This window comes from Nitritalea sp. (genome assembly GCF_054166705.1).
In genome coordinates, this window is sequence record NZ_JBSZCV010000004.1 from 54918 (window position 1) to 79022 (window position 24105).

18 protein-coding genes, 3 tRNA genes and 1 riboswitch are annotated in these 24105 nt (G+C 48.8%); of the genes, 7 read left to right on the plus strand and 14 right to left on the minus strand.

Annotated elements, in window-relative coordinates:
- Positions 1–178 precede the first annotated feature (178 nt).
- Both ACXIT9_RS01220 and ACXIT9_RS01225 read left to right on the plus strand, forming a co-directional pair.
- Positions 179–1741 (plus strand): hypothetical protein, encoded by a 1563-nt coding sequence (locus ACXIT9_RS01220; protein WP_458054422.1) that lies wholly within the window; start codon positions 179–181, stop codon positions 1739–1741.
- Between the two features lie 133 nt (positions 1742–1874).
- Positions 1875–1963 (plus strand) — tRNA-Ser (locus ACXIT9_RS01225).
- A gap of 136 nt (positions 1964–2099) precedes the next feature.
- Here the strand turns inward: ACXIT9_RS01225 and ACXIT9_RS01230 are convergent.
- The 4 genes from ACXIT9_RS01230 to ACXIT9_RS01245 are packed head-to-tail and all read right to left on the minus strand — an operon-like array spanning position 2100 to position 4558.
- The gene (locus tag ACXIT9_RS01230; protein ID WP_458054423.1) at positions 2100–2663 is read right to left on the minus strand and encodes a hypothetical protein; all 564 of its coding nucleotides are present in this window, start codon (positions 2661–2663) and stop codon (positions 2100–2102) included.
- Positions 2663–3229 (minus strand): hypothetical protein, encoded by a 567-nt coding sequence (locus tag ACXIT9_RS01235; RefSeq protein WP_458054424.1) that lies wholly within the window; start codon positions 3227–3229, stop codon positions 2663–2665. Before ACXIT9_RS01235 ends, ACXIT9_RS01230 begins: the two co-directional genes overlap by 1 nt.
- On the minus strand, positions 3216–3707 hold the full coding sequence (locus ACXIT9_RS01240; protein WP_458054425.1) for an RNA polymerase sigma factor: 492 nt from the start codon (positions 3705–3707) through the stop codon (positions 3216–3218). Before ACXIT9_RS01240 ends, ACXIT9_RS01235 begins: the two co-directional genes overlap by 14 nt.
- Positions 3704–4558 (minus strand): alpha/beta fold hydrolase, encoded by an 855-nt coding sequence (locus ACXIT9_RS01245; RefSeq protein WP_458054426.1) that lies wholly within the window; start codon positions 4556–4558, stop codon positions 3704–3706. Before ACXIT9_RS01245 ends, ACXIT9_RS01240 begins: the two co-directional genes overlap by 4 nt.
- Positions 4559–4762: 204 nt before the next feature.
- Here ACXIT9_RS01245 and ACXIT9_RS01250 point away from each other — a divergent pair, with 204 nt between their 5' ends.
- Positions 4763–5185: a PH domain-containing protein gene (locus tag ACXIT9_RS01250; RefSeq protein WP_458054427.1), complete on the plus strand. Its 423-nt coding sequence runs from the start codon at positions 4763–4765 to the stop codon at positions 5183–5185.
- A 165-nt stretch (positions 5186–5350) separates the two neighbouring features.
- Positions 5351–6544: a DUF4221 family protein gene (locus ACXIT9_RS01255; RefSeq protein WP_458054428.1), complete on the plus strand. Its 1194-nt coding sequence runs from the start codon at positions 5351–5353 to the stop codon at positions 6542–6544.
- Positions 6545–6595: 51 nt separating this feature from the next.
- On the opposite strand, the gene ACXIT9_RS01260 is transcribed toward ACXIT9_RS01255, so the two are convergent.
- The 6 genes from ACXIT9_RS01260 to ACXIT9_RS01285 form a co-directional block, all read right to left on the minus strand.
- A complete protein-coding gene (locus ACXIT9_RS01260; protein ID WP_458054429.1) occupies positions 6596–7390 on the minus strand; it encodes a hypothetical protein in 795 nt (264 codons plus the stop codon).
- A gap of 295 nt (positions 7391–7685) precedes the next feature.
- The gene (gene feoB / locus ACXIT9_RS01265; RefSeq protein WP_458054430.1) at positions 7686–9821 is read right to left on the minus strand and encodes a ferrous iron transport protein B; all 2136 of its coding nucleotides are present in this window, start codon (positions 9819–9821) and stop codon (positions 7686–7688) included.
- Positions 9822–9964: 143 nt separating this feature from the next.
- The gene (locus tag ACXIT9_RS01270) at positions 9965–10201 is read right to left on the minus strand and encodes a FeoA family protein (RefSeq protein WP_458054431.1); all 237 of its coding nucleotides are present in this window, start codon (positions 10199–10201) and stop codon (positions 9965–9967) included.
- Positions 10202–10274: 73 nt separating this feature from the next.
- Complete coding sequence (locus ACXIT9_RS01275; RefSeq protein ID WP_458054432.1) at positions 10275–13016, minus strand: outer membrane beta-barrel protein; 2742 nt, start codon at positions 13014–13016, stop codon at positions 10275–10277.
- A 303-nt stretch (positions 13017–13319) separates the two neighbouring features.
- Entirely contained in the window at positions 13320–13928 is a 609-nt protein-coding gene (locus ACXIT9_RS01280) for a hypothetical protein (RefSeq protein WP_458054433.1), read from the minus strand.
- 300 nt (positions 13929–14228) lie between these two features.
- Positions 14229–15152, minus strand: a complete 924-nt coding sequence (locus ACXIT9_RS01285) for an outer membrane beta-barrel protein (protein ID WP_458054434.1) — start codon at positions 15150–15152, stop codon at positions 14229–14231.
- A gap of 324 nt (positions 15153–15476) precedes the next feature.
- On the opposite strand from ACXIT9_RS01285, the gene ACXIT9_RS01290 reads away from it, so the two are divergent.
- Together ACXIT9_RS01290 and ACXIT9_RS01295 are read left to right on the plus strand one after the other, a co-directional pair.
- Positions 15477–15551: transfer RNA gene (locus tag ACXIT9_RS01290), tRNA-Pro, on the plus strand.
- A 17-nt stretch (positions 15552–15568) separates the two neighbouring features.
- Positions 15569–15645, plus strand: a tRNA-Pro gene (locus ACXIT9_RS01295).
- Between the two features lie 217 nt (positions 15646–15862).
- Here ACXIT9_RS01295 and ACXIT9_RS01300 read toward each other — a convergent pair.
- A complete protein-coding gene (locus ACXIT9_RS01300; RefSeq protein WP_458054435.1) occupies positions 15863–16510 on the minus strand; it encodes a hypothetical protein in 648 nt (215 codons plus the stop codon).
- A gap of 234 nt (positions 16511–16744) precedes the next feature.
- Here ACXIT9_RS01300 and ACXIT9_RS01305 point away from each other — a divergent pair, with 234 nt between their 5' ends.
- Positions 16745–18850: a M28 family peptidase gene (locus ACXIT9_RS01305; RefSeq protein WP_458054436.1), complete on the plus strand. Its 2106-nt coding sequence runs from the start codon at positions 16745–16747 to the stop codon at positions 18848–18850.
- Between the two features lie 247 nt (positions 18851–19097).
- On the opposite strand, the gene metF is transcribed toward ACXIT9_RS01305, so the two are convergent.
- Genes metF through ACXIT9_RS01320 form a run of 3 tightly spaced genes read right to left on the minus strand, consistent with a single transcriptional unit; the run spans position 19098 to position 23794 of the window.
- A complete protein-coding gene (metF, locus tag ACXIT9_RS01310) occupies positions 19098–20051 on the minus strand; it encodes a methylenetetrahydrofolate reductase [NAD(P)H] (protein WP_458054437.1) in 954 nt (317 codons plus the stop codon).
- Positions 20052–22754 carry a methionine synthase gene (gene metH / locus ACXIT9_RS01315; RefSeq protein ID WP_458054438.1) on the minus strand — a complete coding sequence of 901 codons (2703 nt, stop codon included), beginning with the start codon at positions 22752–22754 and terminating at the stop codon, positions 20052–20054.
- The gene (locus ACXIT9_RS01320; RefSeq protein ID WP_458054439.1) at positions 22751–23794 is read right to left on the minus strand and encodes a homocysteine S-methyltransferase family protein; all 1044 of its coding nucleotides are present in this window, start codon (positions 23792–23794) and stop codon (positions 22751–22753) included. The genes metH and ACXIT9_RS01320 overlap by 4 nt, the downstream gene beginning before the upstream one ends.
- 56 nt (positions 23795–23850) lie before the next feature.
- A riboswitch (SAM riboswitch) is annotated at positions 23851–23961 on the minus strand.
- Positions 23962–24105 lie beyond the last annotated feature (144 nt).

Consider the following 24105-nt stretch of genomic DNA (forward strand, 5'->3'; position numbering starts at 1 on the left):
GTGCATAACGGTTTGTTCGCATGAGTGTTTAAACTATTGCGCTTTTCCTGCTATTTATTTTTTAACGTATCTTTGTAGCACTTTCTTAAAAATAGCGTTTACAAATCGAGACATTTTACGCAGGCGCGGCATTATTGTTGATAGAAACCTTAAATTCCTAAAAAAATCAACTGTTTTTATGGTAATCTTACCAAAATCAACCCCTTTTCTCTTCTTGTTTGGCGCTGGGCTTTTGCTTTGTATCGCCTGTGGCTCGACGGAGCAGGACGTGATACCGGAGGGCCAGAGCCGTTTAATTTTTACAGAATTTGCGCTACAGCCGCATACACAGGTTTTGGGCGAAGCCCAAACGGACCTAGGTGCGCATGCTTATTCGGAAGAAGTGGTTTTTACCTTACAAGCCATGGAGGGTGGTGAGGACGTAGTTTTAGTGCTAGACCTTAACAGGATCGCGCAAAACCCTTCGCTTTTACTTCCTCGTGGGGAGTACCGCTTTAGTCTACGTAGCCCAGAGGCAGACCTTAGCCCCTTTTTGCCCGTTCAGGGGGAGGGCAAGCTCCTACTACAGTCTCCTGAGGTGCGCTTTGTGCCTGAGTTGACAGCACAACATGCCCTGTTTACCGTGGCGGCACAACATGTACCGCAGCCACCGCGCTGGCTGGGAGGAGGTGAGCCAGTTTCCTTTGGCCGGAAGGCCGACTACTATTTACTGTATGCCCAAGATGGGCAGCGGGGGCGCTTAGAGGTGGAAGAAAGTATCCGTGGGGGTGTCCTGCGTCGTGACCTGGTGGCGGAAGCCTTTCGGCATGTACATTTTCAAATTATAGCGCCTCAGCATCCAGGGGCGGAGGTGCGCCTATCGCCAGCCGCATTTTTCACTGAGACGGAGGAGATTCGCCTTCCGGGTAACCTACCGGGCAGTTATACGCCAGAAATAGTGCGGGACTTGGAAGAAGAAATCCGGGAGAGTTCAGGGCTGGCCTTTTTCGGCGATAGTTTTTGGACTGTAAATGACAGTGGAAATGAGAACATCGTGTATCAGCTAAACCGGGAAACCTCGGCTGTGCAGCGGCGCGTACGGATAGAGAATGCCCCGAATACCGACTGGGAAAGTTTAGCGCAGGATGCGGAGCATCTCTACATTGGTGATTTCGGAAATAATAATGGGGTTCGGGAGGACTTAGTCATTTGGCGCGTAGCGCAAAGTGATCTTTTGGAGTCCAATTCGGTGCAGGCTACCCCTATTCGTTTCCGCTACCCGGATCAGACCGATTTCAGTTTCCGTCCGAATGCCCATGATTTCGACTGTGAGGCATTTTTCTATCGTGACGGCATGCTGCACCTTTTTACGAAAAATTGGTTGACGGAGACCACACGCTACTACCTGCTTCCTGCTGAGCCGGGTGAGCATATGGCCGAGCTGGTGGGGGAATTTGAGGTAAATGGGTTGATTACTGGCGCGGATATCAATGTGCGCACGGGAGATGTGGCGCTGCTTGGCTACCGTTTGCAGGGCTTGAGTTCGCAGGTTTTTGTGGTCCTACTTCGGGGCTACCGGGAGCATGTTTTCGATGGAGAGCAGCACAGGATGGTATTAGGGAGTCCCGCCACTTTAGGTCAGACGGAAGCGATCCAGCTTTTACCCGATAACAGCGGCAAAATCAGTAGTGAAACCTTCCGTGCGGGTATTTTCCAGATCCCAGGACGCTGGATTCGCTTTGATTTTAGCGATTTTTTATAGTTGAGGCTCAATTATTTAAAGAATAGGAGCTAAAAAAGCCAAAAAAAAGCGCTTTTAAAAGGAGGGGGAGCTTGTAAAAGTGCGCGCGATTTCGGTATATTTGCATCAGCAAAACGGTTAAGAACCGTGAAATAGAGAGTTGGGTGAGTGGCTTAAACCAACAGTTTGCTAAACTGTCGTACGCGTTATAGTGTACCGGGGGTTCGAATCCCCCACTCTCTGCTCTGCAAGACCCTAATCAACAGAAAATAAGTTGATTAGGGTTTATTTTTTTCATTTAGTAGCGAAAAAGGTAAGATGAAGTACGCATGAAACCTTCACCCACAATTAACACCCTTAATAATAATATTAACTAAATTCAATTGTCCGAGTTAAAGTTGTCCAAAGAAGGGGAAGCCTTCACCGGCACAGTTCTTTCAAAAACAGATAATTTGTCAAAATATGGAAGCATGCCGTCTAAAAATTTTTTCGAAAAGTGACAATAGTAGCCTTTTATGTCCTCGCTGATAAAGCGCGTGGAGGTGATTGCGTTACATGGCATTAGGAAAATTTGATTGGTCTTCAAGGTATAGGTACTCAGACCAAAAGAGCGCTCAGCCCTTCCTTTTTGGACTAAAATAAAATCGAAAACCGTCTTTCTGTGAGGAGGTAGGGGTAATTTCAGTCCGGCAGTAGATTCTTCTAGTCTTTGAACTAAGAAATCTTCCTGACTAATTTCTCTTGCCGGCGCTATAAGTTCTTCTTTAGAAAAATGGAGCTGGCTAAACGCTTGGATGGTGAGGATGGGAATGGCTTTAGGCATAGCAAGTCTGGATTTACTAGAATTAATCCACAGTTTTAGGGGTAAGTTTTTGTAGGCAATGCATGCATTTACCTGCTTTTTTTTGGTGGGCTGGCGCCCAATTAATCCGAAACTTTCCATTACTTTCTATTTTTACTTGATGCGTGTAACTGCTTCAACAAGCGTTCCTCTTTGATTATACCATACAGGATCAATAGAATAATCCCTCCTATGGAAACAGCACCTGAAACCTGAATATAGGTATAAAATCCGTATGAGAAATACGCTTTGAAGTAGGGCAATAGTAAACTGTACCCGATGATATAAGTAATCACACTTACAGGGGTGATCAGATAGTTGACAAACCGCCGAATGCCATAATATTTTTTAAGATAGGCGTGATAGGATTTGTGGTCCATGGTTACAAGTCGACTTTCTTTCCTGTAGAAAGAAAGCATTTCGATGAGCACCCTAACTACCAAACTCGAAATCATTAGTAACAGACCTAAATTAAAGCTGTTCCATTGCTTGAAAGCATAAAACCATGCATATACACTAAGGATCAGCGCCGTGAGCACCAATACTGTAATGCTTATATATTGTACTGTTCGCTGCTTTTTAGCTTTTAACAGGATATCACCGGGAGTAAATGTAGGCATTTTTCCAACTTGCCGATTCCACAATTCTTGTAATTTATCTGATTCCATTTGTGATACAGTTTAATAATGATTTTCGGATTCGACTCAATCGGGTGCGCAAAGTTCCGTGCGCTAACCCCGCACTTGCGGCAATGGTTTCTTGAGGTATATTTTCTAACTCCAGTAAAATAAGCGTTTTGTTTTGCTCGCTCAATTGACCTATGCAGGCATACAATTTTTCGATGGTTTCTCCCGCGTCATTGACTGGCTCATCTAGGATGGATTCAGTCAAAAGCTCACCCGGAACCATCACCTGCTTTTTAATCTTCCGAATTCCCCCTAAACAAATGTTGGTGGCGATTCTATAGATCCATGTGTCTATGGAAGCATCTCCTCTGAATGAAGTGCTGTGCTTCCATACTTTAATAAATGTTTCCTGAAGCCACTCATTCGCAAGCTCTACATCTCCTGAAGAATAGCCTAAGCATAATCGATGAACCTTCGGTGCATAGGTGTAATACAACTGGTTAAAGTCTTTTTCTGTCATTCCTTTGCTGATAAAATCTGCTGAATTTGCTCCAAAAACCAATCAGGTTTATCTAACATGACAAAATGTGCACTATCTTCCGCGATCACAAGGCTATAGTCTTTTAAATTTGCATACTGATTTGCGTGTGTTTGTCTGACCATAGCTTCACCATAAGGGTTTGTCGCCGCAATGATAGTCACAGGTATGGAAATTTTTTTCAGTCCTTCTCTCATGTCCATTTTCAGGTAATCCGTGTAGCCGTAAACATAGGTTTTACGGTCTGATTCTAAAATCCACTTTTTAATTCTCTTTTGAGCATCTTCATGGATGCTCATCCCTTTAGACATAAAATCCGCCATTTGCTCAAATGCAAGGTCAGTCATTTCTAACTGCTGTTTATTGTAAGGACTCTCATAGGCTAAGTTATCAGGATTAAAATCAGGAAACATCAATGCACCCGCTGCTGGCAAGGCATCTACCAAAATAAGTTGACCAAGGCTTAACTCCTGTTGAGCTGCCAGCCAAGTAGCTATGGTGCCACCCAAACTATGCCCGATGATAGAAGCCCCTTGCAAGTCTTTGGATAAGATATATTCCTTTATAGACTCATTTACCTGCGGAAGCCAAGGAAATCCTATAGGCTCCTTTCCTCCAAATCCTGCTAGGGTAATCACATGACATGCATAGGTGTTTTCCAAGGCTTTAACTACTGGCTCCCAAACTTCTCCTGGAACAGTAAATCCTGGAATAAATAAAAGGGGTCGTCCATTTCCTGAAACTTCCACATGTATGGCTTGCCCAAAAGCGTTAACCGATGTAGAGAAGTGAAAAATGATACCGGCGATTACGGATAGTACGATTTTTTTCATGGCTTCTAACGTTTATTTTGCCTTTAGATGCGGAAAAAGAAAATTGTTACATGAAAAGCAAAAAAGAATTTCCCTAGGCGAGGACACCTCGTTCCTCAAACGAGCACTAACGACTACGCTCCCCTAAAAATTTTAATCGCTGTCAGACTCCTTCTTGATGAAAAAAAGATGTATTTTTCTCCTGAAAAAATATAAACAGCGCTTATGAAACAGGTGTTTCCCTCCAAAATCGCATGGGGACTGCTGGTCTTCCCGCTACTCCTTATCGGCATAGTAGTATCCCTTTTCCTTAGCGAAGGGATCGGCTGGCTTGCCCTGCTGCTTTTTCTTCCTGTGGCCTTTTTTCTAGGACACCTCTTTGTAAACACGCGATACACGTTGGAAAACGAAAACCTTCATGTGCGCTGCGGCTGGCTGGTAAACACCAAAATCGAGGTACAGGCCATCAAAGAAATTACCGAAACACGTGATCCTCAGAGCGCTCCAGCACTGTCTTTGGATAGACTCGCCCTCACCTATGGTACATGGGACAGGATCTTGATTTCCCCTAAAGACAAGCAAGCATTTATTCACGCCCTGCAGCAGCGAAATCCTGCCATCATCATCACCCCTAAAAAGGCTCGCTGAACATCCTTTTTCTGCTCCTTTTGTTTTGGCCGGTAGGCCAAAAGGAAAGCCCCCGTAGCTCGGTGTAGAATTCTGCAAATTTAACTCGCAGCGTTATCCTCTTTCTCTTGCTTTTATTAAAATATTTCTGTAAAATTAAATTATTATGCCTTAACCCTTTTGTTTATGAAGCGCTTACATCCCTCTCCCCTTTTTTATTCGCTCATCGGACTTTGCAGCTGGGCCTGCTTACTGGCCTGCACGAGCGAGCCTAAAGAAAAAGCAAGCACCGCAGACCAAGTGCCCGAGCTGAGCATGGAGGTAGACACCCTCTTTATCGATAGTGGGGAAGCGTTTATTTTTATTCAAAACACACTGTTTATCTCCAGCCTCTCCCCAGACGGGCGTATGTTGTATAATTTTGATCGAAACGCACATGCCATCGAACATATCGACCTGGAAAAAGGAAAGCTCCTCAAAAAAGTGGCTTTCGAAAAAGAAGGGCCCGATGGCACAGGAGCCTACTTTTCTCGTTTTGGCAGCAGTCCGGACGGCAACCTGCTCTTTTGGGCGCGTGATAAAAAAGCGAAGTTTAGCCCTGAGGGCAAAAAATTAATGGATATTCCGCTACCCATGCCGAAAACAGAAGACGGAGAAGAAGGTGAGTTTATCCTGCTTCAACTGATTGAAAATCCCAAAAGGCCCGAAGAATACATCGCCCTGTACCAAGATGTTTTTAATGGAGGAGCTCCTTTTTTACTTCGTACCGACCAAGAAGGTCAAGTTTTAGAACGTATCCAATTTTCAGAACTGGAACGCATGCAAGAAATGACTACAAAAATAGGCTATGAAGGGCAGTGGATGGGAGCTTTCGGGGCCTCTGCAGTCATCAGCCACTCCGACGAATACCTCTTTATCCAAAACTCAGGGTTCAATGAGGCCTATCGCTACGATTTTGAATCTGGAAACTTGGAATTCTTCAGCTGGGACGGACCTTATGTAGGTCGCCAAAATCCCTACAAGGGTCCTGCTGAGGTAGAACCGGATTCCGAGGGCATGTGGAATGCGCTGCGCAGTTATGAGGAAGGCATTTCGTATCGCAAGCTAAGCTACGATCCCGAAAGCAAATTGTATTATCGCCTAAGCGGCAAAACGATCTTCTCGGATGAAAAAGAAGAGTATGGAGCGTTTAAATCTACAGGAAACACCCTCTACCTGAGCGTCTTCGATGAAGCGCTGAAGCTAATCGGAGAATCCGAACTTACGAGTAAACCCGCTAGCCTTGGTCAGTTTTTTTTCAGTAAAGGAAAATTATGGATGTTCTACACCGAAGACGATGAACTCGCTTTTATTCGCATACAAGCTCAGCCCAAAAGTTAAGTATTGCCTAAAAGCAGCGGATAGTTACCCCGGAAAGCGACAAGCAGAAGCTCAGCCTGGCCCCACAGAGCGTAAGGCCTTCTGACAAATAAACCGCGTGGCGGGCACAGGACTTTTTTCCAACCAAGCGGCACAAAGCGTCCTCACAAAGTGCGGCTGCGTTTTAGCGGCATCGTTTAGCCAGTTGCCCACGCTAAGCTGCACATAGCGGGAGGGATCCGCATGCAGAGGCTCTAACAGTAGAAGCCCAAGCGCAGGTTCGGCTTTTAAAACTGGGCTATGGGCGCACCAAACTCCTCTGGGACGTGTGGCCTCACTGGCAAAACGTCGAATATTTTCATCAGCGTCCTGCACCCAGGGCACCAGCTTTTCCACCGCTTCTGGAATGCGAGGCAGGAGAAGAGGACGAAATGCCATCCAAGCTACCTCACGTACACCGAAATGCTCATCAGCCGCCAAAGGTCGCAGCGCTTTCAGCGTGTCGTCTAAGGTAGAAGGCTGTCTCTCTGCGATAAAATAGGCCGCCCAGCAGCGTACCGTATCCGAAGGGTGATGAGAGAGTAGCTTCCCGAATTCCTTATCTCCCGCGGCCGCAGCGAGCTGATATAAAAGCTTCCCAATTTGCTTTTGAAGCGCATTTGCTGTCTGCTTTCCACCCAGCTTCTCCCCCACAGAAGGTAGATACGCAGTGCGTCCGAACTGGGCTAAGACATGCTCCAAAAGTACCTGTTGATCTACCGCCAGCCACTCCACCAGATTCGCCGAGGAGATTTGGCCCCTATTGAGTTGAGCCAAGATTTCTGCAGGTATTTGCCCGATCGAGCGGGCTCCTTTTCTTTTTTGCATCACCCCCCAAAATAGAAAAAAAATGCCTGAGATCTAAGTTTCAGGCAGCTTCTTGGCCAGTTATATTCACCAAAACGTTGTTTGTGCTCAAGCGCCCATTCCTTTTCTTAGCCCTTTTACCCCAGCTGCATCTTCCCTAGCCTCCTTAAACCCGCAGCCACAGCTGCCCCCGCAAACAGAAGCAGCAGCCCGCTGCGTAGCCTTTGGCCGTGGCCAAAACCGCCATACGGATCGCAGCAGAACCCCTGCAAAGAGCAAAAAAACCAAATAATCTTGTATATTCATCCCACTTTTTTTACGCTAAAATCGCATAGGCCAAAGCCGCCACGCCATAAGCCAGCACGGTCATCACCACTGCCTGCAGCAAAGGCCATTTCCAGGTTTTCGTCTCCCGTCGCATCACGGCCAGCGTGCTCATACACTGCATCGCAAGTGCGTAAAATAGCATCAGCGACCAGCCAGTAGCCGCCGTATATACCTTCTCTCCCGTGTCGGCATGTACGGCCTCCGCCATCTTCTCCCGAATAGTGCGCACATCCTCTGCATCCTCCCCTACACTGTAGAGCGTGGCGACGGTGGCGACGAATACTTCGCGTGCCGCAAAAGACGTCAACAGTGCGATTCCAATCTTCCAGTCATAGCCCAAAGGGCGAATGGCCGGCTCGATAAACTGTCCTAACATGCCCATATACGAATTTTCCAGGCGCTGGGAGGCAAAATACCTTTCGATTTCTTCTTCCTGTCCTTCATCCTCCGCCGCCGCTAGCTGTAAAGCCTCCTCTGCTTCCAAAGCCTCCATTTTGACCGAAGGCCCATAGCTGGCCAGCACCCAAAGCACAATCGAAATGCTTATAATCACACGTCCCGCCTGCCACACGAAGACACGGGATTTCTGCACCATCGCCTGCAGCACCGCCACAGGACGCGGCCAGCGATAGAGGGGTAGTTCGGTCAGTAAATAACTTTTTTCCGTGGTTTTCAGGAGGCGGTGTAAAACCCATGCCCCCAGCAAGGTGGCCACCAGCCCGAACAGGTACATCCCCAGCAAGGCCAAGGCCTGCACACGAATACCGAGGAAACTCGTGTCCGGTAAAATAAGCCCGATTAAAATAATGTAAATAGGAAGACGCGCTGAGCAACTCATCCAAGGGGTGACAAGCATGGTGATCAGCCGCTCCTTGCGATTCGAAATGCTGCGTGCTGCCATAACCCCCGGAATCGCGCAGGCCATGCCCGAAATCAGGGGCACTACACTTTTTCCATGCAGCCCTAAGGGTCGCATCCAGCGATCCATCAAAAACACCACCCGCGAGAGGTAGCCCGAATCCTCTAAAAAGGCCAAGAAGCCAAAAAGCAGTGCGATTTGTGGGATAAAGATCACCACCCCAGCCAGTCCCGGAACTAGCCCTTCCGTTACTAAATCAGTTAGTGCACCGGCAGGGAGGACCTCCGCTAATAGCGCCGCCAGACCCGCCATACCTGCATCGATGGCATCCATAGGCACCTCTGCCCAGGTGAAAATCGCTTGAAAAACGAGTAGCATCAAAACCAAAAACACCAAGTAGCCTCCTAGGGGATGCAGCAGCAGCCGATCCAAATCCCAACGCCCCCCTTTGGTCTTCGTCTGCTGTGGTGCCGCCTCTATGACCACGCCCGCCAAAAGCTCCTGTACCTGCGACTCCCGATGACGCATTTCTTCCCGCTGCAGCGCCTCCGGATCCAGTGGGTAGGCATCGATCTTCTCTTGCAGCCAAGCGAAGCCCTCCCGATCGAGATGGGGATTTGCCGCCCCAAAAAGCGTCCATAAATACGCCTGATAGGCATTGGCCAGGCCAAACTTACGCTGGACGGCGCCGATAAAATCCGCCGGCAGCATAGATTCCAGCGGCAGCTGCACCGCCTCATGCGCACGCAGCTCCTCCCCTGCGAGCAGCTCCTTCACCCCTGCGACGCTCTCCTTTTTGCGCGCATCACAAAGCAGCACAGGCACACCCAAGCGCTGGTAGAGAAGGTGTGTCTTCAGCTGAATTTGTTGGCGCTCCGCCATATCTTTCATCGTCAGTAGCAGCCCTACAGGCAGGCCCAGATCCATCACCTGTGTCGCCAGCAGCAGACCGCGATCCAGCTGGGTGGCATCCAGCACTACAAGCACGCCATCCACTGGCTCTTCCAGCCCAGACAGCACCCGAAAGGCCACCGACTCATCTTCCGACTTGGGCAGCAGCGTGTAAGTACCTGGCAGGTCCAGCAGCCGCAGGGTTTCCCCTCCGAGGCTCAGGCGGCCCTCCATTTTATCTACAGTCACGCCGGGGTAATTGCCCACCTTCTGGGAAAGGCCCGTGAGCGCATTAAACAGACTGGATTTACCGACATTCGGATTACCGATTAGGGCGAAGGTACGGGTACGGGTGAGGGTAGGCTGTGCGGCCATAGGGAACTCAATGTTTATGTTTAGGACGTATATTTCGTTTCGTGTAAGCAGGAAAGCTCAGGGCTGATGCAGGCTTAGGCCGTGCTGGCAGGGGATTGGCTAGCGCCAAAGGAAATTTGTTTCCAGGTCAGCCCTTTTTCACCTCATAGAGGGACCACTGTGATCGTGGCTGCCTCCTCCTCCCGGATACAGATGCGTGAGCTCCCCACCTGAAAGGCCATGGCACCCCTAAAAGGAGCCTGTCGCAGTAGCCGAATGGGCTTTCCCACGAGCACACCGAGGGCTTGGAGCTGCACTTGAATAGGAGAAGGATAAAGGGCACTGATGCGGAAGTCCTGCTCCCGAGGCATTTCGGCAGCAGAAAAGGAAATTTTACTCATGCAGATAAGGCTAAAACGTAATTTTAACGTCAGCCTCTCCGGAAATGTTCGCTAGGCCAGCCAGAAAAAAGCCCTAGAACATCTCTTTTAAATCGCCCTCGGTCATGCCCTTCGAAAAACGACGCAGATTATACGTAAAAGTCAGCATCACATACTGCTGCAGGACATTCGACTGCACATCCTCGATAAACGTCTCCGTGATGTTCCGGCGCACATTGGCATTTTGACCGAACAGGTCATACACCATCAGACTCACCTCGCCGCGCTGATTTTTAAAAATCTTTTTCCCCAAGCTCATGTTCACCAACACAAAATCCGCATCGAAGCCCGGTGCCAAGCCTCTGTTGATCTGATGGTTTACATCTAAGCGGTAAATGAAGCCCTGCCAGATAATCCAGTTAAAATTAAAACGGGTCCGCTGCTGAAAGAAATCATTATTCAAACGCGGATTTAAGTTGTTCTCCACCTGATTAAAAGAAGAACGTGACCACAGATTAAAGTCTACTCGCTCACTGATATTACTACTTAAGGAAAAACCCGCACTGTAGCGCAAGCTGTTGTTAAAGCCGATCAAGTCATTTATCTGGCCAGGACGGCGTATGGCACTAAAGCCGGTATTCAAGCTCAAATTGGACTTGATAAAATCCACCGGAAAGCCATAGCTAAACCAAGAGCGAAACTCGCGATAGCCATCCAAATTCACCGGCCGATTCAGCTGGCTGCCCCGCTGCAGTACCACGCCACCATCTAAAACGATCGGCTCCTCGGCGATCAACACACTGTTTGTGATGAGGTCATCGGTAAAGCGCGCCTGCGCAAAGAGAAACCAGTTGCGGTCCGTGTCCGGATTATTACTGCGAAAGCGCACGCGCATACGATTCGTAAACGCCTGGTCCAGCTCTGGATTTCCTGTCCGCAGCTGGAGGGGATTATTATTGTTAATCGCTGCCTGCAGCTGTTCTACCTGCGGCTCATTTGTATACGTATCATAATCGAACTGCACATTGGTTTTCGGTGTAAAACGGTACTCGAAACGCAGGCTGGGCAGCACATTCTGGAAACGTCGCGTAATCAGCTCGGGGGAAGGGAAAATTTGATCGTTATTTAGACGCGCATCCTGAAACTGTAGCTCTGTTTGAAAGCGAAGCTTCTCTGTATTATACTGATAACCTGCCTGGTACTGCTGCGTGAAATAATTGCTGAAAAACACATTACTTAAGGCCGTATCAAGCAGCACCTCTTCAGGACCAATGTCCGAAATGATATCGAACAGGAGTTGCTCGGAATCATCCTTCCGGTTCCCCAAGCCGTATTCCAGTGCAAGCAGGCTGTTCTCGCCTAATGGTTCAGTAAATGATAGGCGTGTATTCCACATTGTCCCCACGCGCTCCCGCGTGATGAGCTGATCCAGAATTTCCTCTGTACTCATGTTCTCCATAAAGAAGGTATTTACCGCCACACGGTTCGACTCATCCTCATTTAGGGACTTGCGAAAGCGGAAGCGGGCCGATAAGGTCCTACCCTCTTTCGCAAATTTATGGCTGTAAAAAATGCGGTGAAAGGTCGTGAGATCCTTAAAACGGCCGATGCGGCTGTTTTCTACGGTGTTCAGAAGAGCACCTGCATTTCCTCGTGTAATTCCCTCGAAGCCCGAATCCTCATTTTCGAAGCGCGCACTAAAGCGCGGAATGTACACGAGACGATTGCGCTCATTTATCTGGTACTCTAGGCGCATATCGGCCTGATGCCGGCGACTTATCCGTACGTCACGACTGTTTTCATCGTAGGTTTGATCGTTATCTTCTTCAGTCACGAACTCTCTAAACCTGCTCTCCAGGCCGAAATTCTCGGTCTCTGTAAAGGTATAGCTGGCGGTAACTTTTAATTTCTCTGACCAGCTGTCAGAGTAATTAAATCCTAGCAGATTCGTCGTAATAATCCCCTGCTGAGGGTTGCCATCATTCTGGGCATTCGGGTCAGCGGCATATTTTTGAATATTAATATTATTACTCAACCCCGTAATCGTTAAACGTCGATCTTCATCGAAGAAATTTACGCTAGCCCCCAACAGATAGCGCTCATCAGAGCCATAGCCAGCCGTTCCACGACCAAACTGCCCCTTCCGGCGATCTGGCTTGGTAATAATATTAATAGTCTTTAGGCGCTGCCCATCATCGAAGCCCGTCATCTGGGAGAGCTCACTCTGCTGATCGAAAATTTCAATACTCTGAATCACCTCAGCGGGTAAATTTTGCAGCGCAGCAGCCACATCTGTACCGAAAAAAGGCTTTCCATCCACTAAAATCTGGGCGATCGTTTCGCCCTGCGCCTGCAGCGTGCCTCCATCCCGATCGATGCCGGGCATTTTCTCTAAGAGGGTTTGAGCAGAAGCATCTGGCATGGTCTTAAACGCATCCGCATTAAAGGCAGTGGTGTCACCACGTACCGTTCCCGTAGGTCTGCGGGCCTGCACGACGACTTCCGATAGATCGGTGGCCTCTTCGGCCAAAGGGATCACTCCTAAACGGACATTTTCCTCTACATCCACCTCTAGCACCTGTGTCATGTAGCCTAGGAGCTGGATGCGAATCAGATACTCCCCACGACTGACATTGTTAAATCGAAAATTGCCATCGATATCACTCACTGCACCCTGTAGCTGGGTGGAGTCACTCGTTTTTAATAAAAATAAATTGGCGAAGGGGACACCTTCTGCTGTGCCCGCCTCCTGAATTTTTCCAGAAATACTAAACTGCTGCCCAAAAGCAGTTCCAAGTAAGAGCAAAAAGACAACTATAAAAGATAACTTTTTCATACATATAGCCAATCTGCAAGCAGATGGCACCTTTTTTTTTCGATTAAATTCAAAATTAAAGAAATCCCTCTAAGGCCTAAGCGAGAACTTGCTGAACGGCATGAAAACGTGGAAGGCGGATTTTTTTCGAAAAAATGGGGAATTTACGCTACAACCTGAGGCCTAATACCTTTCCAAGCATCTAGTAGGCTCAAAAATAAAAAATGGCTTCTCCCGAAAAAGTAAAAATAAAAAAGCCCGCTCCTAAAGGAAACGGGCAAAAAATGGGTGGTAGCGGGCCACCAAGGCTGCTACTCGAGATGCTTAACGCACGGCATACAGCTGACGAAAACCATTTTCACTTTCTACCAGCACACTGACGGCAGCTTTAGCCGAAAGCGCTTTGGTGTCGTAGTAACGCTTTAGCTGACTGGCATCCTGAAGCTTCTCGGAAAAGATCACTCGATTATCTTCTAAAATGGAGATCTTTACTGTCTCATTTTCAGCGCTTTTGAAAAGTAAACGCAGACGATCATGCTGCACACGATCCACTTTAGCCAGTACCTTGGGCACTGCTGGTGCAGATTCCGTCCAAGAAAGCTTCTCATCGTAAACCTCTTGTTTCTCCTGTGTCACACGAACACGCAGTCCTCTTACATTAAGCTGACTTAAATCGTAGTACTGCAACCTTCCCGGAGAGTTCGTATGTACCTCGTTCCATAATAACTTTCCATCAAGCGCATAGATGCGCACCCGATAGGGAGAAGGATTTTCAGGAGCTACCAAGAGACGAAGCCGCTGATCTTCACCGGCCGAAGCACTTACATGCACACGAACGGCATCGTTTTTTTCTACTTTTTCTACTGCTGTACCTGCTTGTACAGCGAAAGCTACTAGCAAGCAGCTCATTAGGGTCATCAACACTGTTCTCATAATTTCAAATTGGTTTAGGTGAAATAAAATACCTCTGTGGAGGCAGAGAGCAGGCTATTTGGGTGAGGTGAAAAGGGAATTTTTTTCCGTTATGCACGATACAAAGGTCAGCAAATCTGCATCAAATTAAAAATTCGACAATAAAATTTAGCTATCATTACGAAATCAAGAAGTTAAATAAAATTATGTTGCCGATTTAAAAATATAGCAAAAAAAAACCCGGCAATCGTTTCCGAGACTGCCGGGTGACTACTTGCAAACCATTGCAAGCAAAGAAAATTTTTATTTTATGAATCCTACTTAAAATCTGAACTTCACCCCAAGCTGAGCCGAAATATGATGGTAAAAGCTTGTGGAGGTAGGCAGATCTAAAGGCTGCTGAGGATCGAAACCATTCGGATTCGTTAATGCATTATTAGAATTAACACCCAGTGCATCTACATAATTGGTTCTCAACTGGCTGGCAGGCGCAACTTCACGTAGATCTTGTACGACATTACCGTCAGGTCCTACGAATTGTAAGGTGGTAAACTCTCCCGTATTTCGGGTCACGTTCAAGTGTAGCGCTTCGGCTTCCACGAAAAGTGCCAATCGATCATTTACATTGTATTCCAGTCCCAGCGCTGCTGTATAGCCTAATGAAAAATTACCACGGATTTCTTCGGTACGCTCGAAACTTAAGGGCGCCAAAACAGGATCTGGCTGAATGAACATTGCAGGCCCTTCCGCTTCGATAAAGGCAGCACCTGCTACGGGAATCATCAGCCCCACACGCGTGTAAGCGTCTAAGGATTTCGTTATGGGAGCATAAAAGGTAACGGTCGGATTGATTCGCAGCTGCTCTGTATACGCCTGCGCATTGATGGCAGAGCCCAACTGAGGCAGATCGACCATTTGCACATCATTTCGGAAGCCCGAGAAATACTGAACCCCTAAGTCTAGGGAAATTTGGTCGGTCACAAACATCCCAAGTCTTAAATTCAGCGGAACACCACTCCCTAAGGTCCCTCTATTGTTGGAAAGTAAATTCTCAGGGGCAGCACCACCGATGAAGTTACCCCCTTGGTCGCCATTCGTCACCCCGAAAGCGACACCACCACTTACAGAAAGATAAAAGCGATCAGAATAAGTAAGCTCCTGAGCTTGAGTTTGAAAAGGCGTGGAGAACATACATACGGCTGCCGCCACAAGGCTAAGGATACTCGTTTTTGTACGATTTATCATGGTATTTTTTGGGTTTGGTAATATTAAATAATAGTTAAAACAAGTTTTCAAACGTTAAATATACAGTTATAGTTTGAATTTGGCATACTGAAAACAGTATAATCGCTAATCCTATCGGATTTAAATGGTTCTCAATACCTCCCCACTGCCCCCATTTCTAGCAGGAAGGGGGCTGCGCTACATGGATAAGCCTAGCCCAAAGATAGAGGCCTTGCTATTTTCTTGTTCAGTCTGAATCACTTAGCCACCTTTGCAGGAAAAATATCCATTAATACAGCTTTAAGTTTGTAGAATCGCCTACAACTTTATACTTTTGTGCCAGTTCGGGGTGTAGCGTAGCCCGGTTATCGCGCCACATTTGGGATGTGGAGGTCGCAAGTTCGAATCTTGCCACCCCGACGAACTTTTCTTCCTTTCGGGGTGTGGCGCAGCCCGGTAGCGTACTTGCATGGGGTGCAAGTGGTCGCAGGTTCAAATCCTGTCACCCCGACCAATACCCAAAAAAGGGTTTGTAAACGATGTTTACAAACCCTTTTTTTCTGACCCCCCCTTTCCGAATGCTTACTCCCTACCAAAGTCCTATTCGAAGATGTAATCCCTCCCTGCCTTTGGCCGAAGGCCTACTGCCTACATACCTACCACACAGGCGGGCTATAGAAATTAGGGTTACCAAACAGGAGAGAAGCGAATCGAATAGCTCCCCAGCATCCCTACTGAATCAGCCCTTCTTCACGCAAAGAAGCCTTTAATTTATCCACATACGCTTCCGCAAATTCCTGCATGTCCGAAGGATTTAACGTCTCCGACTGCGCAGAATACACCAAAGAAAGCGACTCCGCGTCGTATAAGTTGGTCTCTAATACATACGTTTTATCTACAGACACGTATCCGGTGTTCCAAGCATTCCCATACCAATGGTTCCAGTAGCCTCCAAAAGTTCCGTAGTGTCCAAAACCCATAGGTGCGAAACGAGGGCCCATCACACCACCCGGTACAAAGCGCTCTTCTTCATTAATGTCCAATAAACGGACGGTCATAATCGCTTCACTACCCGTTTCGCGCACCACTGCGAGGAGTTTTTCCTGGCTTAATTCTTCTTCATCGAAAAAATCAGGTTGGATACTATTTAAACTTTTCACCGTCTCCACATCTCGATTCGCAAAACGGGTAGCAAACTCCTGCTCTACTTCCGAACGTAGCCGCAAATCATCCATAAGGGCAGCCACGAACACCCGCTCATACATCTTGTCTGCTTCTGGTGATTTCCAAGTGCCTGTAACCACTGTGCGCGGTGAACAAGCCACCATAAGCCAGGCAAACAAGCCCGCAAATAAGACTGCATACTGTATATTTTTCATCTTGATTGTTATTGGTTGTGTAAAAGATAAATCAAACAGCATTCCAAACTATATTTATTATTTAAAAAATACCAAATAACAGCTTCTAAACAAGGTGCACGAGCTAGAAACGAAGCGCGTACCCTTATCTGGGCTTCGCCCAAAAACACGCTCCATCGTCATCATTTACATAAAAGGCATAGTCACCACCTTTTTAACTCGTATATTAGGCTTTTTAAAAAAGAAAACGACAGCATGAAGAAAAAGTACCTCTATGGCCTTGGGCTTTGCCTAGCGCTGCACCTCCCGCAAGTTCAGGCGCAGAACATAAGCGGATTCAGTGCCGATAAACAAAAACAACAGGAGACCCTTGAAAAACGCTTTTTGGATTTGGTGGACGAAAGTGGCTTCCGAAAACACTTGGAGGTGCTCACTAAGGAACCACATCCAGCAGGTAGTGAGGCCAACAAGCGGGTGGAGGCTTATATGGCGGAAACGATGCAGGCAGCCGGTTGGGAGGTGAAGCGCTATCCCTACGATGTTTTTCTGAGTAAGGAGCCTGGCACTTCGCTCATTGAAATTATTCGCCCCCATCGGGAGCCCCTCAGTCAGCAGGAAAACGAATGGGAAGCTGACCCCTTTCTCGCACATCCCGATTTAGGTAAAGGCTGGAATGCATTTTCCGGTAGTGGGGATGTGCGCGGAGAAGTGGTGTACGTCAACTATGGGGTAAAGGCTGATTTCGAATTGCTTAAAAAAATGGGGGTAGACCTAAAAGGCAAAATCCTGATCGCGCGCTATGGTGGTAATTTCCGGGGCTTTAAAGCCAAATTTGCCGAAGAGGCAGGTGCTGCCGGACTTATCATCTACACCGATCCGAAAGATTCTGGTTTTACGCGGGGCCTCACCTATCCGAAGGGCATTTTTTACGATGCCAGCGCCATCCAGCGGGGCTCCCTGCTCACCGTGCCCTGGACAGGAGATGCACTCACCCCCTTCGAACCCGCCCTTCCTCTCGATGGGAAAAAGAAGATCGCGCGAATGGATCCTGAGACGGAAGGGCTCCTGCACAGCATTCCAGTACTTCCCATCGGCTATGGGGCTGCCGAAAAAATCCTGAGCCAGATGCAAGGGCAGGCCGTTCCTCCCGCTTGGCAAGGGGGGCTCCCCTTTACCTATCGCATCGAAGGAGGTAGCGCGCTGGAAGTACGTGTTAAGGTGGACCAAAAACGAGACTTCGTACGCGCCACAAACGTGGTCGGCACCCTGAAAGGCAGCCAGTACCCCGACGAATGGATTATTTTAGGTTGCCACTACGATGCCTGGAGCTTTGGCTCCACCGATCCCAACTCCGGCACTGCCCTTCTGCTGAACCTGAGCGAAACGCTTCAGAAACTAGCTCGAGAAGGTTTCCAGCCCGAGCGTTCGATTCTAATCGCCCACTGGGATGCAGAAGAGCATGGCGTAATCGGCTCCACTGAATGGGTGGAACAGCTGCATGACGAACTCCAAGCGAAAGCCGTCGCGTACATTAATTTAGACGCCGCCGTGTCCGGAAGAAACTTTGGCGCAGCCTCCTCCCCTACCTTAAAGCAAGGCATCATCGAGGCAGCGAAAATGGTCACCTTCCCCGACTCCGCGAAGTCCGTTTTCGAAGTCTGGGCAGGTCAAAAAGAGGAGCCGACCATCGGCAACCTGGGGGGTGGCTCCGACCACATCGCCTTCTACATGCATGCCGGCATCCCCTCCCTCAGCGGTGGCGCCAGCGGTCCTACCCTCTATCATACGAATTACGACAACATGCACTTTTACGAGACCTTCGCGGACCCGAGCTTTCGGATGGGTGCCGCAGTGGAGCGCCTCGTGGGCATTTTAACGCTCCGCCTGGCAAATGCAGCGGTGATTCCCTACCAGGTCTCCCGCTATGCGCAGGACCTAGAGGGTCACTTTCAGGCCGCTAACCGTCAGGTAAGAAATTTCGAAAAAGATTTCGAAGGCTTTACTAAGGTAAACACCGCCTTGGAAGCCTTAACGGCCAAAGGACAGGCTTGGGATAGCGCTTTAGAAAAGGCTTTAGCGGCAGGAAGCCTGAAATCGGAGCAACTTAAAACGATCAACAAGCAGCTTTTAGGGCTGGAAAAAAGCTTTATCGATAAAAAAGGCATGTACTTCGGCGACTGGTATCGCTCGCTTTATGCTAGTAACGATCCCTTCAGCGGATATGCCAGCTGGATCCTTCCGGGCATACAGTATGAGGTAGAACTCCAGTCCTCCGAGCGATTAGCAGAATGGGATGCGCGCTATGCCGCCGCACTTGAAGACCTAACGCGGAAAATTGATGCTTTGCTGCAGCTGCTGTAGGCGAGCTGTGAAAAGGCAACTAGAAAAAAGGGGTTATGCCATCAGAAAAGGGGACGTAACACCTTAGTATTTATTTAAACCGAAAGGGCTGCTCTCTCAAGCAGCCCTTTCGTGTTTCCGTCGTCGCACTTTCGTGGGTGCCAAGGCCCATAAATCCCGTTTAGAGGCGCTGTCCAGCTGGAAAAACCGCACACGAGCTCCTTGGGGAAGGCAAGCAGCAAGCGGTAGGGAAAGAAGTCCTCACCCTTTAAAACACCTCCGCCGCGATTCTGCGCGTAGCCTCTGCCTTACTCATGGTGTAGTAGTGTAAAACAGGCACACCCGCAGCGACCAGCTCCTTACTTTGGGCGATCGCCCACTCAATACCCACTTCACGCACCTCTGCATTCGAGCGGCATTTTTCCAGCTCCAGCATGAGCGCATCGGGAAAATCTAAGAAAAAAGTCCGCGGCAAGGCTTGAATTTGGCCTAAGGTGGTAATCGGCTTCAGCCCCGGAATGATCGGCACTGTAATCCCTAAATCGCGCACACGCTGCTGAAAATCAAAGAACTTGGCATTGTCAAAAAACATCTGTGTCACAATATATTCCGCCCCCGCATCTACTTTTTCTTTCAGATACTTGAGGTCCCAGTTCAAGCTCGGCGCCTCAAAATGCTTTTCCGGATAGCCCGAAACGCCCACACAAAAATCCGTTTGAAAACCTGTTTCCGTTTCTTCATGCAGGTACTGCCCCCGGTTCATCGCCGTTATTTGCTTCACCAAATCCTTGGTGTAGACATGCCCATCCACCTCGGGTACAAAGATCCCCGTAGCCTTCGGCGCATCTCCACGTAGTGCCAGCACATTTTGTACCCCGATAAAGCTCAGGTCGATCAGGGCATTTTCCGTTTCCTCCCGCGTAAAGCCGCCACACAGCAAGTGAGGAACCGCATCCACCTGGTAACGACTCATCAGCGCCGCACAAATCCCCACCGTTCCGGGTCGCTTTCGGGTGCTTACCTTTTGCAAGAGCCCACCAGCCCGCTCCTTATAAATAAACTCCTCCCGATGATAGGTAATGTCCACGAAGGGCGGCTGAAACTCCATAAGGGGTGCGATGCCATCCAGTAAATCCTTTAGGCTCTGTCCCTTTAAAGGAGGTAATATCTCAAAGGAGAACAAAGGCTTCTTGGCCTCCTCGATGTATGTTGTAATTTTCATTTAAACTGCTGCTATATGTAAAGATGGGCTATAAGCTAAATTCGGCGACAGCCAGCGCTCCGCCTGGGCCAAAGAGACCCCCTTCCGCTCGGCATAGTCGGCCACCTGATCCTCCGCGATTTTTCCTAGGCCAAAATAGCGCGCCTCCGGATGGGCAAAATAAAAGCCACTCACCGCCGAAGTAGGGAGCATCGCGAAGCTGTCCGTCAGGGTAATCCCCGTGCGCTCCGGAACTTCTAACCAAGAGAAAAGCGCTGCTTTTTCCGAATGCTCCGGGCAGGCAGGATAGCCCGGCGCAGGACGAATACCCGCGTAAGCCTCCTTGATAAGCGCTTCGTTATCCAAGTTTTCCTCTGGGGCATAGCCCCAATACTCCTGACGCACGCGCGCATGCAAGTACTCTGCCCCCGCTTCCGCCAGTCGATCCGCCAGTGCCTTAAACAAAATGCTGGAGTAATCATCTCCATTGGCTTCGTATTCGGCCAACTTAGTCTCCATACCTAGTCCGGTCGTCACCGCAAAACCACCTAAATAGTCTATCTCCTCGGGATGCAGATAATCCGCCAGCGAGCGGTTGGGAACTCCTTTTCCTTTTTGGCCTTGCTGGCGTAAAAAATGAAATTCACGCCCTGTCTCCTTTCCTGCAGCATCTAGCACCTGAACAGAATCTCCCTGTCGGCGAACAGGGAAGATACCGATCACCGCTTTAGCTGACAGCCAGCGTTCTGCGATTAAGCGATCCAGCATCGCGGTGGCGTCAGCGTACAATTTACGCGCCTCAGCACCTACCACCGGATCCTCGAGGATCTTCGGATACCGACCGCTCAGCATCCATGTCTGAAAAAAGGGCGTCCAGTCGATGTAATTTCGTAAGGTGCTAAGGTCCAACTCAGGGCTGAAGATGCCCACTTTTTTCGGTACCTGGACCGGATGCTGCTGCCAGTCCACTTGGTAACCATTTGCGCGCGCCTCCTCGAGACGCACCAACTTTTTCACTTGCTGCTTGGCTTCATGCTCCTCACGCAGTTTCTGGTAGGTGGCTTTGATTTCTCGATGATACGCCTCGCGTGTTTCTTCGTGGATCGCATCTCCTGCGATCGGCACGGATTTCGAAGCGTCCGTTACATGAATGACTGTGCCGCTATAGACCGGATCGATTTTTACCGCTGTATGGATGCGCGAGGTAGTAGCTCCACCGATCAACAAAGGAATCTGTAGGTTTCGGCGTTCCATTTCAGTAGCCACATAGACCATTTCATCGAGCGAAGGAGTGATCAAACCGCTGAGCCCGATGATATCCACCTGCTGCCGCACTGCTTCATCGATGATTTTCTCCGCATCCACCATCACCCCTAAATCGATAATTTGGTAGCTGTTGCAGGCTAAAACCACGCCCACGATATTTTTTCCGATATCATGCACATCTCCCTTCACGGTGGCGAGTAGAATTTTCTTCACCGAGGACTTGCCCGAACGAATAGCCGCCTCATCTGGTAGCGGCATAAAGGGCTCCAGATAAGCCACTGCCCTTTTCATCACGCGAGCAGATTTCACCACCTGTGGCAAAAACATTTTGCCCTCGCCGAACAGATCTCCCACCACATTCATGCCGTCCATCAGCGGACCCTCGATCACATGCAGCGGGTTTTTAAGCTCCACACGCGCAGCCTCCGTGTCCTCGATAATATGATCTAAGATCCCCTTCACCAGGGCATGCTCGATGCGTTTAGCAACAGGCAATTCGCGCCAAGCGGCCGTTTGCACCTCCTTTTTATCGCCTGCCTTCACCGTTTCGGCAAAACTCAGTAGCGCCTCCGTAGCTCCCTCATGCCGATCGAAGAGCACATCTTCGACTTTCTCCAACAGATCTTTCGGAATATCGTCATAGACCTCCAGCATGGAGGGATTCACGATACCCATATCCATACCATGGCGAATGGCATGATAGAGAAAAGCTGCATGCATGGCTTCACGCACCGGATTATTTCCTCGGAAACTAAAGCTCACATTGCTAACTCCACCACTGACCTTAGCGCCTGGAAGGTTTTGCTTGATCCAGCGCGTGCTATGGAAGAAGTCCAATGCATTTTTCCGATGTTCCTCCATCCCGGTAGCCACGGGAAAGATGTTTGGATCGAAAATGATATCTTGCGGATTAAAGCGTACCGTTTCCACCAGCAGTTTATAGCTGCGTGAACAGATTTCTACCCTACGGGCATAAGTATCCGCCTGCCCCTTTTCATCGAAGGCCATCACCACCACTGCGGCGCCAAACTTTTTTATCGTTTTAGCCTGCTGGATAAACTCTTCCTCCCCATTTTTAAGTGAAATAGAGTTCACGATAGCCTTTCCTTGCACACATTTTAAGCCAGCCAGGATAATTTCCCAGCGTGAGCTATCGATCATGATCGGAATTCGGCTAATCTCCGGCTCTGAGGCGATAAGATGTAGAAAGCGCGTCATCGCCTCCACCCCATCAAGCATCCCCTCATCCATGCAGACATCCAGAATTTGGGCTCCGCCCCGCACCTGATCCAGCGCCACTTCCAGCGCTTCATCATACTGTCCATTTAAAATCAAGCGTGCGAAACGCTTAGATCCCGTCACATTCGTCCGCTCGCCGATGTTCACAAAATTCAGCTCCGGGGTAAACACTAAGGGCTCTAGCCCAGAAAGTTGTAAATAATTTCGTCCTCTTCTCATACCTGCACGTCTTCTTCTTGTAAGGGTCTTGGGCTGTACTTGGCGGCTGCCGCCGCAATGGCCGCAATATGTTCTGGCGTCGTTCCGCAGCATCCTCCTAAGATATTTACCCAGCCGGAAGCCAAAAATTCTTCTACCTGTTGTGCCATCTCCCCAGGCCCTTGATCATAGGCCCCAAAGGCGTTTGGAAGCCCCGCATTCGGGTAGGCACTCACATAAAAGGGAGCCTTATCAGCCAAGACTTTTAGGTAGGGGCGCAACTCTCTAGCCCCAAGTGCACAGTTCAGTCCGATACTTAAAAGCGGCACATGGGAAACCGAAATCAAAAAGGCCTCTGTCGTCTGTCCCGAAAGGGTACGGCCAGAAGCATCCGTGATGGTGCCTGACATCATAATCGGAATCCCTCCCTCCCGCGGATCCAGCGGCAAACCTCTTTTTTCATAGACCTCTTGGATGGCATAAAGTGCCGCCTTCGCATTTAAAGTATCAAATACTGTCTCAATAAGCAAAATATCCACGCCCCCATCCAAAAGCCCTTCTACCTGCTCGGTGTACGCCGCTGCCAACTGGTCAAAGGTTATGGCTCGATAACCAGGGTCGTTTACATCAGGAGAAATAGAGGCTGTGCGGTTCGTGGGTCCAAGAGCCCCTGCCACGAAACGCGGCTTGTCGGGATTTTTGGCCGTATAGGCCTTCGCTGCCTCAGCAGCTATCTCCGCAGAAGATTTATTAATCGCATAGGCCAAATGCTCCAGGGCATAATCGGCCTGAGCGATGCTGGTCCCGCTAAAGGTATTGGTTTCAATCAGGTCGCTGCCTGCCTCCAGATAGGCCTCATGGATGGCGCGGATCACATCCGGACGGCTGAGCGAAAGCAAATCATTATTACCCTTCAATGGCTTCGGATGATCTTGTAAATCAGGAGTTCGGAAATCAGCCTCCTGCAAGCCGTGTCGCTGGATCATGGTGCCCATGGCTCCATCTAAGATCAAAATACGTTTGGATAGGGCGTCTAAGAGTAACTCGGTTCTGTTCATCATAGCTAATCACAAAATGCCTATCAAGAACCGGAAGAAAAATACTGGGATTCAACTACCGCTCATCTCTATTTTCTCCTAGTTAGGATTAGTAGAAAATGGGAATTAGCACCTTGCTAGAGGTTGCTAAGACGTCATCGGGCCCGTCCCTCAGTCTTTCTTGATAAGCAATTTCAAAATTAACAGATAAATCAATAAAAGCGTTCTAAATCAGTAAAAAAATAAGTTGCTCCTTATCGGAGCGATAAATCCCCCTCGCATTTTTCGCATTCACCTCCTCCCCCTACGCACCTAAATGACAGACCACACAGCAG

Bases quoted from the DNA above. Each gene is read 5' to 3' on its own strand.
- ACXIT9_RS01220 (WP_458054422.1), top strand. From the start codon at position 179: ATGGTAATCTTACCAAAATCAACCCCTTTTCTCTTCTTGTTTGGCGCT.
- ACXIT9_RS01230 (WP_458054423.1), bottom strand. From the start codon at position 2,663: ATGGAAAGTTTCGGATTAATTGGGCGCCAGCCCACCAAAAAAAAGCAG.
- ACXIT9_RS01235 (WP_458054424.1), bottom strand. From the start codon at position 3,229: ATGGAATCAGATAAATTACAAGAATTGTGGAATCGGCAAGTTGGAAAA.
- ACXIT9_RS01240 (WP_458054425.1), bottom strand. From the start codon at position 3,707: ATGACAGAAAAAGACTTTAACCAGTTGTATTACACCTATGCACCGAAG.
- ACXIT9_RS01245 (WP_458054426.1), bottom strand. From the start codon at position 4,558: ATGAAAAAAATCGTACTATCCGTAATCGCCGGTATCATTTTTCACTTC.
- ACXIT9_RS01250 (WP_458054427.1), top strand. From the start codon at position 4,763: ATGAAACAGGTGTTTCCCTCCAAAATCGCATGGGGACTGCTGGTCTTC.
- ACXIT9_RS01255 (WP_458054428.1), top strand. From the start codon at position 5,351: ATGAAGCGCTTACATCCCTCTCCCCTTTTTTATTCGCTCATCGGACTT.
- ACXIT9_RS01260 (WP_458054429.1), bottom strand. From the start codon at position 7,390: ATGCAAAAAAGAAAAGGAGCCCGCTCGATCGGGCAAATACCTGCAGAA.
- feoB (WP_458054430.1), bottom strand. From the start codon at position 9,821: ATGGCCGCACAGCCTACCCTCACCCGTACCCGTACCTTCGCCCTAATC.
- ACXIT9_RS01270 (WP_458054431.1), bottom strand. From the start codon at position 10,201: ATGAGTAAAATTTCCTTTTCTGCTGCCGAAATGCCTCGGGAGCAGGAC.
- ACXIT9_RS01275 (WP_458054432.1), bottom strand. From the start codon at position 13,016: ATGAAAAAGTTATCTTTTATAGTTGTCTTTTTGCTCTTACTTGGAACT.
- ACXIT9_RS01280 (WP_458054433.1), bottom strand. From the start codon at position 13,928: ATGAGAACAGTGTTGATGACCCTAATGAGCTGCTTGCTAGTAGCTTTC.
- ACXIT9_RS01285 (WP_458054434.1), bottom strand. From the start codon at position 15,152: ATGATAAATCGTACAAAAACGAGTATCCTTAGCCTTGTGGCGGCAGCC.
- ACXIT9_RS01300 (WP_458054435.1), bottom strand. From the start codon at position 16,510: ATGAAAAATATACAGTATGCAGTCTTATTTGCGGGCTTGTTTGCCTGG.
- ACXIT9_RS01305 (WP_458054436.1), top strand. From the start codon at position 16,745: ATGAAGAAAAAGTACCTCTATGGCCTTGGGCTTTGCCTAGCGCTGCAC.
- metF (WP_458054437.1), bottom strand. From the start codon at position 20,051: ATGAAAATTACAACATACATCGAGGAGGCCAAGAAGCCTTTGTTCTCC.
- metH (WP_458054438.1), bottom strand. From the start codon at position 22,754: ATGAGAAGAGGACGAAATTATTTACAACTTTCTGGGCTAGAGCCCTTA.
- ACXIT9_RS01320 (WP_458054439.1), bottom strand. From the start codon at position 23,794: ATGATGAACAGAACCGAGTTACTCTTAGACGCCCTATCCAAACGTATT.